The sequence below is a fragment of the Halorientalis brevis genome, assembly GCF_023077655.1.
On record NZ_JALLGV010000001.1, the window covers coordinates 566,339 to 578,936 of the forward strand.

Annotated in this window: 14 protein-coding genes; 5 read left to right on the top strand and 9 right to left on the bottom strand. The window is 65.2% G+C overall.

Going from position 1 to position 12,598, the window contains the following annotated elements; translation table 11 throughout:
- From MU553_RS02970 to MU553_RS02975, 3 genes are all read right to left on the bottom strand, one after another.
- Positions 1-1,086: an ArsA family ATPase gene (locus MU553_RS02970; protein ID WP_247375334.1), complete on the bottom strand. Its 1,086-nt coding sequence runs from the start codon at positions 1,084-1,086 to the stop codon at positions 1-3.
- 63 nt (positions 1,087-1,149) lie between these two features.
- Positions 1,150-1,305: a DUF7563 family protein gene (locus MU553_RS23850; protein ID WP_428222011.1), complete on the bottom strand. Its 156-nt coding sequence runs from the start codon at positions 1,303-1,305 to the stop codon at positions 1,150-1,152.
- A 48-nt stretch (positions 1,306-1,353) separates the two neighbouring features.
- Positions 1,354-3,852, bottom strand: coding sequence for an ATP-dependent DNA helicase (locus tag MU553_RS02975; protein ID WP_247375337.1), 2,499 nt, complete (start codon positions 3,850-3,852; stop codon positions 1,354-1,356).
- 100 nt (positions 3,853-3,952) lie between these two features.
- Here MU553_RS02975 and MU553_RS02980 point away from each other — a divergent pair, with 100 nt between their 5' ends.
- A complete protein-coding gene (locus MU553_RS02980) occupies positions 3,953-5,332 on the top strand; it encodes an aryl-sulfate sulfotransferase (RefSeq protein ID WP_247375340.1) in 1,380 nt (459 codons plus the stop codon).
- Between the two features lie 72 nt (positions 5,333-5,404).
- On the opposite strand, the gene MU553_RS02985 is transcribed toward MU553_RS02980, so the two are convergent.
- Complete coding sequence (locus MU553_RS02985; protein ID WP_247375344.1) at positions 5,405-6,505, bottom strand: pyridoxal phosphate-dependent aminotransferase; 1,101 nt, start codon at positions 6,503-6,505, stop codon at positions 5,405-5,407.
- 117 nt (positions 6,506-6,622) lie between these two features.
- Between MU553_RS02985 and MU553_RS02990 the strand changes: the two genes are divergently transcribed.
- Together MU553_RS02990 and MU553_RS02995 are read left to right on the top strand one after the other, a co-directional pair.
- The gene (locus MU553_RS02990; RefSeq protein WP_247375347.1) at positions 6,623-7,063 is read left to right on the top strand and encodes a hypothetical protein; all 441 of its coding nucleotides are present in this window, start codon (positions 6,623-6,625) and stop codon (positions 7,061-7,063) included.
- 96 nt (positions 7,064-7,159) lie between these two features.
- Entirely contained in the window at positions 7,160-7,651 is a 492-nt protein-coding gene (locus MU553_RS02995; protein WP_247375350.1) for a metal-dependent hydrolase, read from the top strand.
- On the opposite strand, the gene MU553_RS03000 is transcribed toward MU553_RS02995, so the two are convergent.
- The gene (locus MU553_RS03000) at positions 7,648-8,382 is read right to left on the bottom strand and encodes a PHP domain-containing protein (protein WP_345893352.1); all 735 of its coding nucleotides are present in this window, start codon (positions 8,380-8,382) and stop codon (positions 7,648-7,650) included. The genes MU553_RS02995 and MU553_RS03000 overlap by 4 nt on opposite strands.
- A gap of 196 nt (positions 8,383-8,578) precedes the next feature.
- Here MU553_RS03000 and MU553_RS03005 point away from each other — a divergent pair, with 196 nt between their 5' ends.
- Together MU553_RS03005 and MU553_RS03010 are read left to right on the top strand one after the other, a co-directional pair.
- Entirely contained in the window at positions 8,579-8,881 is a 303-nt protein-coding gene (locus tag MU553_RS03005; RefSeq protein ID WP_247375355.1) for a DUF7565 family protein, read from the top strand.
- Positions 8,881-9,642: a CPBP family intramembrane glutamic endopeptidase gene (locus MU553_RS03010; protein ID WP_247375358.1), complete on the top strand. Its 762-nt coding sequence runs from the start codon at positions 8,881-8,883 to the stop codon at positions 9,640-9,642. Before MU553_RS03005 ends, MU553_RS03010 begins: the two co-directional genes overlap by 1 nt.
- Positions 9,643-9,648: 6 nt before the next feature.
- On the opposite strand, the gene MU553_RS03015 is transcribed toward MU553_RS03010, so the two are convergent.
- From MU553_RS03015 to ftsZ, 4 genes are all read right to left on the bottom strand, one after another.
- Positions 9,649-10,386, bottom strand: coding sequence for a potassium channel family protein (locus MU553_RS03015; protein ID WP_247375377.1), 738 nt, complete (start codon positions 10,384-10,386; stop codon positions 9,649-9,651).
- A gap of 282 nt (positions 10,387-10,668) precedes the next feature.
- The gene (locus MU553_RS03020; RefSeq protein WP_247375395.1) at positions 10,669-11,106 is read right to left on the bottom strand and encodes a transcription elongation factor Spt5; all 438 of its coding nucleotides are present in this window, start codon (positions 11,104-11,106) and stop codon (positions 10,669-10,671) included.
- 2 nt (positions 11,107-11,108) lie between these two features.
- Positions 11,109-11,276, bottom strand: a complete 168-nt coding sequence (locus MU553_RS03025) for a protein translocase SEC61 complex subunit gamma (RefSeq protein ID WP_247375398.1) — start codon at positions 11,274-11,276, stop codon at positions 11,109-11,111.
- A gap of 128 nt (positions 11,277-11,404) precedes the next feature.
- Entirely contained in the window at positions 11,405-12,574 is a 1,170-nt protein-coding gene (ftsZ, locus tag MU553_RS03030; protein WP_247375401.1) for a cell division protein FtsZ, read from the bottom strand.
- Positions 12,575-12,598 lie beyond the last annotated feature (24 nt).

The following is a 12,598-nucleotide window of genomic DNA, read 5'->3' on the forward strand; positions in this document are numbered from 1 at the left end:
CTACTCCAGACAGGCTGCGACGACGCGCAGGAGTTTTTCGCCACGGACCTCGTCGGCGAACAGCGGCACGCGCTTGACGTCGTGGCCGCGGAAGAGGTCCTGTGCTTCCCCGAGCGCGTTCTGCTGAACCTGCCAGCGACGCTGACAGAACTCGCAGTGGTCGAGGTCGGGCATGACGAACCAGTCGGCGTCCACGTCGGCCACGTCGGCGAGGTCCTGCATGACGCGGTTGACCACGACGGTCCCGACGGGAATGCCGAACCCCTCTAACCGACTCAGCAACCGCTGGGACTCCCAGACGCTCAGTTCCTCGGGCACCATCACGATCCGGAAGTCGGTCTTGGCGGGGTCACGGAGGACTGCCCGCAGCCGCTCGATGCGCTCGCGGAGCACGTCCAGGTCTTCCAGGTCGGGTTCGGCGGCCTGGTCCATCTCGTCGTCACCGCCGAACATGCCGCCCAGGTTCTCGAACATCCCGCTGAGGCGCTGGCGCAGCGTCAGGATGCGCCCGAGCATCGAGTCCATCAGTTCCGGGAGTTCGAGCAGTCGGAGCGTGTGCCCGGTCGGTGCGGTGTCGATGACGACGCGCTCGAAGCGCTCGTCGTCCATGTACTGCAGCAACATGCGCATCGCAGCGGCCTCGTCCATCCCCGGCATCGGTCCCGACAGGGGATCGGCCTCCTCGCCGCCGAGCGGTCCCTCTTCGCCCGCCATCGGTCCCTGGCCGCCACCGAGGAGTTGGCCCAGGCCGCCGAGTCCGCCCATGCCGCCTTCGGCGTCGAACGGCCCGTCGCCGACGGCGGCGTCCGGGTCGATCTCTGCGGCGTAGAGCGGGATCTCCTCGTCGATGCGCGCGGGTTCGGCGGGGATGTCCGTTTCCAACGTGTCGGAGAGCGAGTGGGCGGGGTCAGTGGAGACGACCAGCGTCGACGTGCCGTCGCGAGCGCTGGCGAGCGCGGTCGCTGCTGCCATGGTCGTCTTGCCGACGCCGCCTTTCCCACCGTAGAGCACGTAGTCGGCCGCGTCGACACCTTCGGGGACGGCCTCGTCCTCGATGTCCTCGACGGCCTCGACCTCGATATCCATGTCTGGTGGTTCGGCGGCAGGCTTGTGTACTCGTCGGTCTCGAGCAGAAAGGAGAATCCGCAATTAGGACCGCGAGGAACGCGCCTCACGGACGTCGTTCCCGTCCCGTATCTTGTCCTCACAGTTGGGACATACACGCGGACCGTCGTGTATCTCGGGTGTGAATACCCGCACATACGCCTCAGTCACAAAGGATCCGCAGTTCTGGCACTCTGGCATCCAGTTGAAACGCTGGAATCACCGGACATATGCTTTCTGAATTGTTCCTCAGACTGGTGGGTCCCGGTCGCGCCAGAACGCGTCGAACTGCGACGACAGGAACTCCGGCGTCATGCGCTTGAACTCGCGCCGTTCAGCCGGCGAGAGGTACTCGTGAACCGAGTGGACGGCGTCCGGCGTGAACCGGTTGCCGACCAGCAACCGGACGCCGACCTCGTCCGTGCCGCGGATGACCCGGCCGATCGCCTGGCGAGCGCGCCGCACCGCCGGCACCGTCAGCGCGTACTCGAACGCGACGTCCTCACCGAAGGCCCGGCCGTACGCCTCCCGGACCGCCCGGACGCGCGGCGACCCGATGTTGACCAACGGGATGCCAACGACGGCGCAGGTGTGGAGTTTGTCGCCGTCGTAGTCGACGCCCTCCGTGAGCGTCCCGCGGGTGCTCGTGACGAGGACCTTCCCGCCACCGGCGACGAAGTCGCGTTTCAACTCCTCGGTCGCCTCGTTACTGGAACTCTCGTCGACGAGCACCGGCTTGTCCACCACGTCGCGGAGGTAGCTGCCGGCCCATGCCGCCTCCCGGTAGTTCGGCATGGTTATCATCACGTTGCCGGGGCTGCGTGCCACCGTCCGGAGGACCTGCTCGTACTCGTCGCGGACGGAGTTGCCGTGGTCGCGGACCGGGTCGCCCCGATTGCGCGCCGTGTAGGCCGTCGCGTCGACCAGCCAGCTCGCTCGGTTCTCCGCGGGGAACGAGAGGCCGTAGCTCCGCGTCGTGACGGGCCGACCGGGGTCGTCCTCGTCGGCGACCAGTCCACCAGTCCCCGTCGCTGCGAGGGCGTCCAGGCCGGACACGCGCGTGAACACGTCGATCGGTTCGAGCGTGGCGCTCATCAGGACGCCGCCGCCGAGTTCGTCGAAGATCGTTCGCAGGGCCTCGGCGGGCATGCAGTCGTACAGCAGCAGTCCCGCGGTGTACATCTCCTGCCAGGGGTTGCTGGTCGCGCTCTCCTCGGCTGGCGCGTGGTCGAGTTCGATCTCCCGGAAGTAGGTGACGTGGTCGCGCTCCCACCAGTTGCCCATGATCGCGCCGACGGCGGCGGCCACAGTCTGGCGGTCTTCGCCGATCTCCGAGAGGACAGTCTCGACGGCGGCGCCGACGGCCGACAGCGACCGCCAGAACTCGCCGGTGTAGCCTTCCCGTTCGGCCCACTCGGTCAGGTCGTCCCGTTCCTCGCGCTCGGGGTTCCGAAGCGGAATCTCCAGGTCCTCTTCCGGGAGCGACCTGAGGTCGGCCTCCCAGCCCCGTCCGAACTCCTCGGTCAGGTACGACTCGACGCGGTCGGTGAGCCACCGGTCGAGGTCGTCGTAGAACTCCGCGGCTCGTTCGACGGCGTCCAGCGGCACCTCGTGGGTCGCCAGGAGGTTCGAGATTTCCTGTTCGTGTTCCCGGCTCTGTCTGGTCTGCTGGAGCAGGTAGTTGCAGTCGTTGCGAGCGCGGACGAGCGTGTGCTGCCCCACGCGATCGGAGAGGAGGTCCCGGACCCGGTCTTCGAGGCGGTGAGCCTCGTCGACGATGACGAACGTGTCCTCGCCGAGCACGTCCGAGAGCAGCGGTCGAGATTTGGGGTCGAACAGGTGGTTGTAGTTGCCGACGACGACGTCAGCCTCGCCGAGCAGGACGCCCATCGCACGGTGCGGGCAGGTCCCGCGCTCGACCGCCTCGGGAAGGAACTCCTCGACGGTGAGCACGTTGTCCTCGCCGGCCGTGAAGTCGACCGGCGAACCCTTGTTCCGGGCGTACCAGTCGGCCTCGAACGGGCAGTACAGCGGCGGGTTGTTGCCGTCGTGGAGTTCGTCGGGAGCGCTCGGCTGCTCGCGTCGGTACGGCGATTCCGCGCCGGCGGTCGCAAGGTGGTCGTCGGTGACCGTGTTGAACTGTTCTGGATCGCGGCGGGCCGCCTTCGCGAGATCGCTCGCGCGTTTGGGGTCCCACCACTGCTCGTCCTCGTCGTCGCCCCCGACGGCTGCAGTCGCAGCGGGCGTCATGTGGGTCTCGGCCCCGGCCCCGTCGGCTTCGACGAGGCTTGCCGTCGCATCGCGGAGGTCCTCACAGCGGTCGTGAACGCTCGCGTCCCGCGGGAACACGTCCTCGCGTTCGTACGGACAGAGATCGCGCTTGCCCACGAGGGCAATCCCCGACAGCGGATCGTCGAGGCCGCCGTTGATCGTCCGGAGGTCGTCGACGAACTGCTGGAGTTGCTGTTTGACCGGCGTGACGACGACCACGTTCTCGTAGTCGCCGTCCCGGGCGAGCGTCGTCGCGGCGGTGAGCGCCGCCATCGTCTTGCCAGTCCCGCAGGGTCCCTCCATCGCCAGGTAGCCCTGCCGACGCCCGGCGTCGAGTGCTGCCTCGATGGCGTCGGGTTGGTTCTCGTAGGGCTCCGCGAAACCGAAGTACTGCCGCCAGGCCGGCTCGCCGTCCTCGCCGGTCGCACCGCTGTCGGCCGTCTCGGCCTGTTCGTCGGAGCCCACTCGATCACTCATGCGGTGTCTACTCGTACTGGTGACCTCCTCGGGTTTGAACCTCCGGATTCGTCCCGAACCGGAAGAGATTTGCAATCGAGCAGGAACATCTCGCAGAGAGATGGACACCGCCCGGAGCACCGCACTCGTCGTCGCTGGTATCGTGTTGGTGTCGGCGACCTTGTTCGTCAGTGCCGCCACTGCCCCCTCCCGCGACGTGCAGCGAGCAGCCCCCGCCGCCAACGGCTCGAGCGCCGATGGGACAGCGGGAGTCCTGGTCGGCTCGCAGGGCGGCGGACAGAACTGGCAGAAGAAAGGCAGCGTGTACCGACTCGACGGGCACGACGTCCAGTGGAAGATCAACGACCGCGACAGTTACTTCGACGTGACGCGGCTCCCCAACGGGAGCGTCGTCGCCGGGTTCCTGCACAACGGCTACGAGAAGGGCTGTGAGCCGTACGAGCCGCCGTGTACGAAGACCGGCTTCCGGATCATCGACCCGTCGGGCCCCGAGCCGTCCGTGGTCAACGAGTGGTCGTTTCCCGTCCGGACGGCGACCCACAGCGAGGTTCACGACGTCGAACCGCTCGGGAACGGCCGTTTCCTCGTCGCCGACATGGAACACGAGCGCATCGCGATCGTCGCGAACGGCTCGGTCGCCTGGGAGTGGCGCCCCGCGGAGACCGGCTTCTACGACGCCCCCGCAGACCCGACGAAGCGAGACTGGCTCCACATCAACGACGTCGACGCCATCGGCGAGGGGCGATACCTCGTGTCGGTTCGGAACGCGAACCAGCTCGTGATCGTCGAACGGGGCGAAGGCGTCGTCGACGTCATCAACCAGGACCGCTCGGACGACAACGACGACAGCTGCACGAAACATAGACAGCTCTCGGACTTCGACGGCGACGGCGACGTCAGGTGTGGGAACCCAGACGTCCTCAACCACCAGCACAATCCCCAGTGGCTCGGTGAGGATGCGGTGCTGGTCGCCGACAGCGACAACGACCGCGTCGTCGAACTTCACCGCACCGAGCAGGGCCGCTGGGAACCCGTGTGGGCACTCGACAGCGCACAGGGAATGCGACTGTCGTGGCCCCGCGACGCCGACCGCCTCGACAACGGCAACACGCTCGTGACCGACTCGCTCAACCGCCGCGTGTTCGAGGTGAACACCACGGGCGAGGTCGTCTGGAGCTACTCGACGCCGCTGATCCCGTACGAGGCCGACCCGCTCCCCGGCGGCGAAGTCACGACGTACGACCCGCTGAACGGGTCCGCAAACGACTCGACGGCATCACAGAACAAAGGCGACCTCGCATACGGCGAGAACGGGAGCGTCGACGCCGGCGGTGACGTCCCCGTCCTCTCGCTGGCGCTCGTCGGGCTCCAGGCGCTGTTCCCCCGACTGCCGATCTGGTTCGGTGAACTCCAGCTCGGGATCAGCGTCGTCTCACTGCTCCTGATCGGTGCTGGCGTCGTCGTTCGCGTCAGGAGCTGAAAGCGCCCACTGCGTTCTCCGGACACTTTCGATCTCGAACTACGGGACCAGGAGGCAACCGCCGAGTGATCGCTACGCGAAGTAGTCGGCGAGTCGTTCGGCCGCTTCTTCGGCGCGGGGCGTCACGAGCGCGAACCGGAACCAGTCCGCGCGGCGCTCGCCGAAGGCCTCGCCGGGCATCCCGGCGACGCCGGCCTCGTCAATGAGGCGTTCGACGTTCGCCATCGTCCCGGGGAAGCCCTCGAAGCGCGCCATGACGTAGAACCCGCCCTCGGGCATGGAGTACTCCGCACCGGCCGCGTCCAGTGCGGTCGTGAACGCGTCGATCCGCGCCTCGAGGTGGCGGCGGTTCTCGGCGTAGTAGTCCGGCGGCGTCTCGCGGAGCGCCCGGTAGACGGCCTGCTGAGCGGGGCGGCTGACGGTCAGATTCGTCAGCATGTGTCGAGTGCGAACGCGGTCGACGAGGCGGTCCGGATAGATGCCGTACCCGACCCGGAACCCGGTGATCGCCATCGACTTCGAGAAGGAGTTGGTGACGACGCGGTGCTCGGACTCGACCGAGAGCGCGCTCTCGAACTCGCCGGTGTAGTCGAAGTGGTCGTACACCTCGTCGCTGACCAGTAGCGCGTCGTGTTCCTCGGCGATCGCGACGAGTTCCCGGATCGTGTCGCCGGGATAGACCGCGCCCGTCGGGTTGTTCGGACTGTTGACGACGATGAGCGCGGTGTCCTCGCTGGCGACCGCTCGAACGGCCTCCGGGTCGAGTCGCCCGGCGTCGTCTACAGGCACGTACTGTGCCTCGCCACCGAGGAGATTCGTTCGGCCGGCGTAGTAGGGGTACACTGGATCGGCGAGGATCACCTCGTTCCCGGAGTGTTGGGCGAGGCCTTCAGTCATCGCGAGGTGGTTCGCCTCCCCGGCGCCGCACGTGACGACGACCTGGTCGACGGGCACGCCGCGACGGGCGGCGATCTCCTCTCGGAGCGGGGCTAACCCTTCGCTGGCCGGATACTGGAACTCCGGCGGGTCGGCGTCGGCGTAGTCGTGCAATCCATCGCGGAGCGAGGCGGGCGGCTGCCAGTCGGGGTTCCCGCTGACCATGTCGATGACGTCGCCCGTCGCCGCGTTCGCGTACTGCATCACCCGAAAGAACTGCGGCGTCTCGTAGTCCATACGACCACTCCGACAGCCCGGACCGTGTGTCTTTCCCACTCGACCGACAGGAGTCGGGCGATTAGTTGGAGAAACTGAGAGTGTGATTTATTACTGGTACGTACCTGGTACCGAGCAATGGAGCGTCCCTCGATAGGAAGCAAACCATCGAGCAAGCACATCGTGTGGACACCAGATCCGAAAACGGACGTAAAACGATTCGACGAGCAGTATCTACGGAAGTGGTGTCGGCACTTCGGGTTCGATTTCGAACAGTACAGCAGGGTCGATCACAAGCGGGCCGACGAGTCGCGGACGCAGTACCAGTGCGTGTTCAGCTATCAGAAAGACCGCACCGAATCCATCGAGATAAACGGCGAAGAGTGGTCGATCGCGGCCGAGAAGACGCCGCGAACGTTCGTCGAGATCGACGAGGAGGGCGTCATGCGGGTGCAGGGCTGGTCGACCGATCGCATCATCGACGTCAAACAGCTCTGGCACGACGGGACCAAACTCCTGATCGAAGCCACTGACGGTGACACCCGGCTCCGGGTGGATGTGGCAGACCTGACACCTTGACCGACGATCGAGGCGTGGACCTCGGACGATTCCACCTCGTCGCGTGAACGTTTCTGACGGAAGGCATATGCGTCACCCGGTCGAGTCTCCGGTGGAATGAACAAGGACGGTCACGTGTTGAACGCGGTGTTACTGAGCATCGGGCTGGGGTACGTGCTCGAACCTGCCGGTGACTTCACCACGTTCCAGACCATCGCGGAGGTCACCATTCCGGTGACGCTCGGCGCGCTGTTCCCGGACGTGGACACCGCCTTCGGCCGTCACCGCAAGACGCTGCACAATCTCGGCGTCCTCGGCATCTTTCTCGCCTACCCCATCGTCTTCGGCAATCTCAGGTTCGTCTGGATCGGCGTGCTCACCCACTACGTGTTGGACCTGCTCGGGAGCAAGCGCGGCCTGGCGCTGTTGTATCCCTACGAAAAGGAGTACAGCGTCCCGTTCGGCGTGTCCACGAGCAGTAACTACGCCAACGCCGCGACGCTGGCGATCACCCTCTTCGAACTCGTGATCGCAGCAGTGGTGGTGTACTACGCGCCACTGTACCTCCCGCAACCCGTCGTCGAGGGCGCGGCGACCGTGCTGGGTTAGTACACGCGAACGTCGTCGAACCGGTTGTCGTAGGCGATGTGTGACGGGTGGGTCGGCTCGGTCCCCTGCAGGTAGAGCCGGTCGAACTTCTTCCAGGTGTTCTCCCAGAACAGGTGTGAGAATTCGAGTTTACACCCCAGTTCGTGCCCGACGCCGTCCCGGTGGAAGACGCGCCGCGAGGCGCCCGACCGAAGGACGTCGAGCACGTCTGCTTCCTCGGCACACGACCCCTCGAATGTCGTCCAGGCCTCGCCCACCGTCCGCGGGAGGTGCGCGTACGAGGAACCGAAGGCCGGGAGCTCCGTTTCGCTGGCGATCTCGCGGGCGCGCTCGTTGTGCATCCACCAGTGTTTCGGGTTGTACACCTCCACGCCGTCGATGAGTTTGCGGTACTGCCGGATGTCGCCGATGTCGAGACTGACCGAGAGGAACTCGGGATGCGGGATCAACACGACGGCGTCCTGCCGCTCCAGTTCCGCCATCGCCCCGGAGAGCGTGAGGAAGTCTGGCACCGGCTCGGAGAGACCCAGCGCCAGGACGTGTTTGCGGCTCTTCCAGTCGCCGGTAAACAGTTCCCGTGCCGGGATCACGAGCAGGTCGTCGTCCGAGAACTGAGCCGCTCGCTCGCGAATGTCCGGGAGCCGCTCGAAGTGTGGCGCGTACACGAGCGCGTCGATCCCGCGTGCTTTCGCCCGGCGCACCACCGCCTCGTTGAGTACCTTCACGTGCATGTCGACGCGAAACGTCGCCTCGTCACCGGCCCCGGACATAATTCGGCCGAGGGTTTCGACGGTCGAGACATAGAGATTTTGATTCAGTGACTCACCAGCAGCCCTCGACGCCACGCTGCCCGATCACGGACGGGGAGGCCAGTTCGGCGCCGTTACTGCCGAACGTTTATACTCGTCGGGGGTAACGTTCAGCACAATGCCCCAATGGGAGTGTGCGATCGAGGGAGACTCGAACGTCTACGACAGCGTCGAGCACCTCATCATCCACCAGGCGACGGAGCACGAACGTATCGAGTGCAAAGTGTGTGGCGCCGTGCTCCCGGACGGCTACTTCGCGATTCGACACGCCTTCGACGAGCACTCGCGCGCCGAGTACGTCCGCGCGTACGACGCCACGAGTGACGAGGTCCGCCGTCGCGAGAAGATCAAGGAGGCAGTCGAAGAGACCGCCGACCTCAAAGCAGTCGTCAAACGACTGGAGAACAACGGCTCGGTCTGATGGCCGAGACGGCCAGTCGAAGTAAACTCGGTGCCACGCTCGTCACTAGCGGCGTCGCCGTCGCCGGCAGTATTCTCTCGATTCTCACGGCGGTCCCCGTCGTCCTGGTGCTCCAACCCGGCTCGGACCTCTCGGCGTCGCCCGCCGGGTTCGCCGCCCTGTTCGTCGCCTCCTACGTCGGCTACGCGCTCGCCGGCGTCGCCTACCTCGCCTGGAGCGACCGCGGCTTCGGATACCTCGACGTCGAGATTCCCGACGTGCGCGACCTCCTGTACGTGGTCGTCGGGATCGTCGGCGTCTTCGCCGCAGTCATCGCGCTCGGCGTTCTCATCTCGCTGCTCGACACCCCCAGTACGCCCCACAACCTCTTCGAACCGGGGATGAACCCCCAGATTCTCCTCGTCCTCATCCCGCTCGTCCTGTTCGTGAACGCGCCGGTCGAAGAGTTGGTCTTCCGGAACGTCGTCCAGAAGCGACTCGCCGAGAGTTTCAGCACGCCGAGCGCGGTCGTCCTGGCCAGCGTCATCTTCGGCGTCGTCCACCTCCCGTCGTACTACAACCCGGACCTGCGCGCGACGGCCGTCTCGCTCGGTTTGGTCACCGTCGCGTCGCTCGTCTTCGGCGCCGTCTACGCCAAAACGGACAACGTCGTCGTCCCGAGCGTCGTCCACGGCGTCTACAACGCCGTCCAGATCGGACTGTTCTATCTGTTCGTCTCGGCGGACCAGACGCTCACCGCCGGACTCGTCCCGTCACTGTGACTGCGCTCACAGACCTGCGACCACGTCGGAACCGCTGACGACCTCTGGGATGATCACCGTATCAGCACCGGCTCGGCGAGCCACCGACTCGTACATCTCGTCACCGACGCGGACCACGAGCCGCGCCTCCGGAGCGAGCTGACTCGTGACGACCCCGATCTGGATGTTGACGTTCGAATCGTCGATGCCAGCGATCACCGCCCGGGCACGAGTCACTCCCGCTCTGCGAAGGGCCTCCTCTCGTCGAGCGTCGCCTTCCACCGCCAGGATTTCGTCCCCGATGCGGGCGATTTTCGACTCGTCTGTTTCGATGACCACCACGTCGTCACCCCGGCTTTGCAGTTGTTGTGCGACCGTGCGTCCGAACATCCCGTGCCCGCAGATGATCGTGTGGTCTGACAGGCTGTCGATCGCTTTCTGAGTTTGCATGCGTCGTAGTTCCTCCCCGAACTGGCCGCCGAATACCGCGTTCAGTACCGTTTCCCCGATCCACAGTCCCGTGAGAATCAGACCCGAGAACACGACCAGTGCGAACGCTTTCGTCGCCGTTTCCGGACCGCCGTGGCTCTCGAAGTACAGTTCGATGCTGGTCGGGTCGAGCAGCCAGAAGGCCGCATCCACGAGGCCGATCCCGGTCAGGAGTGTGAACCCGGTCACAGCCCCCAGTACGATCAGCACGAACAGCGAGACCGGCAGGAGGGCTGCACGAATTCGACTCCGAACCGATCCGGCCGTTGGAGACACGGTCAGATACTACAGCGAGAACGTCATTAAAGAATATGCTGAATGCGGTGACAGTGGTGCAATGGGGGCAGCAGAACCACACCACTGGGTCCCGCCGTCTGAGGAGTGGCGGATTGGGTAGCAGACGCGGCCTCGGCTGTCAGGACGACGTGACGCCCGAATCTAGCCACCCCGCACGGTCACGCGGCCAGCTTTTTCGAGGGGTGGTTGCCGGCGGCAACCCGACGAAGAAAAAGGTGGGCCAAAAAGCCGCGACTCACGTCGTTCGTCGCGGGCGCTACCTTACCGCTCTTCCGAATCGAGCACCCGAATCTGGTCACCACGCACGGTGACCGGGATCGGAACCGTCGCTTCGTACAGTTCGACCGTCACCTGATCTTTGGCCTCGTCGATCCGCTGGACCTGCGCCTTCTCGCCTTTGAACGGCCCGGCGATGAGTTCGACGATGTCCCCTTCGGCGATCCCCTCGACGTCGGGTTTCGGCGAGAGGAAGTGCTCGACTTCGGCGATGGAACTCTCGCCCTCGACGACGCCCCGGGCGTGGGGAACCTCGTCCAAGATGCGCTCGAACACGCTGTGATCGTCGGCTTCGACCATCACGTAGCTGGTCAGCGAGTCCGGCGCCAGCGCGGCGTGGATGCTCTCTTCCTCGCGGTTCATGATCATGTCCGCGACGGTACGTTCCTGGCTGGCCGTGGTTTTGACTGCGTAGATGCCCATGATTACGAGGGAATGAAGCTCATGAAGATGAAGATGATGAATCCGAGCAGTCCAACGAGGACGATGCCGGCTCCCGCGATCTTCGCGATCTGGGAGAACTCGTTCCACGACGGCGTGCTGGCTAACTTCAGCACGCGGACGTAGGAGGTGAGGTCGAACGGAACTTGCATACCGGGGCTTAGCCGCTCCCCCTTTTTCTATCTATTGATGAGGCCCAAAGCAACAGACAGAACTGACGAGATACAATCGCTCACACCGGATCAACACACCAAAAAACGAGACTCTCGCGGAGGCAGAGTTATTCGACGTAGTCGATGTCGTCGCCGCCACCGAGGTTCTTTGCGGCTTCCGCGGCCTCGCCCTCGTTTTTCCCGTAGATCTGCGGGCTCTCGACGCCCGTGACGACGATCATCGTCTCCATCTTGCCCTCGAACTCGTTGTTGACCGAGGCGCCCCAGATGATACGCGCGTCGGGATCGATCCGGTCGTAGATCTCTTCGACGACGCCCTCCGCTTCTTCGATGCTCATGTCCGGCCCACCCACGACGTTGACGAGCGCGCTGTTCGCGCCGTCGAACTCGACGTCGAGCAGTGGCGACCGGAGCGCAGAACGGATCGAATCCTGGGCCTTGTTCTCGGAGTCGGACTCGCCCAGCCCGATCATCGCGACGCCACCGTTCTCCATGATGGTGCGAACGTCGGCGAAGTCCACGTTGACCAGTCCGGGCTTGGTGATCAGTTCGGTCATGCCCTTGACCGAGCGCATCAGCACGCGGTCACAGATCTTGAACGCGTCCTGCAGCGGCATCGAGGGCGCGTAGTCGAGCAGCCGGTCGTTCGGGACCACGATGACCGTGTCCGAGACCGCGCGCAGGCGTTCGAGCCCGGCGTCGGCGTTGGCTCGACGGCGCTCACCCTCCGCGGTGAACGGGATCGTGACGATGGCGATCGTGAGCGCGCCCGCTTCCTGTGCGGCCTGTGCGACGACTGGGGCCGCGCCCGTCCCGGTGCCACCGCCGAGACCGGCGGTGACGAAGACCATATCAGAACCGTCGATAGATTGCTGGATGTCCTCGATGTTCTCCTGGGCGGCCTCCTCGCCGATCTTCGGGACCGACCCGGCACCGCGTCCCCCCGTCCGTTTCTTCCCGATGAGAATCTTGGTGTCGGCCTGTACCTCGTCCGCGAGGTGTTGGGCGTCCGTGTTGGCGGCGACGAGTTTTGCACCGTGAATGCCCTCTTCCATCATCCGCGTGACGGTGTTCCCGCCCGCACCGCCGCAGCCGACCACCGTGATCTTCGTCTCCAGGTCCGTGACGACGCTGGCCAGTTCCTCGTCGGTCATCGTCCCCGACGTGGAAACGTCGTCAGGGGACGGCGACGAACCGGTATTCGACGGCTCGTCGTTCTGTGGTTGCTCCTGCTCCGCTTCGGCGTCTTCCATCGCGTCGTTAATAATCGAGTCCATATTTAAATGTGGGATTGGGTACAA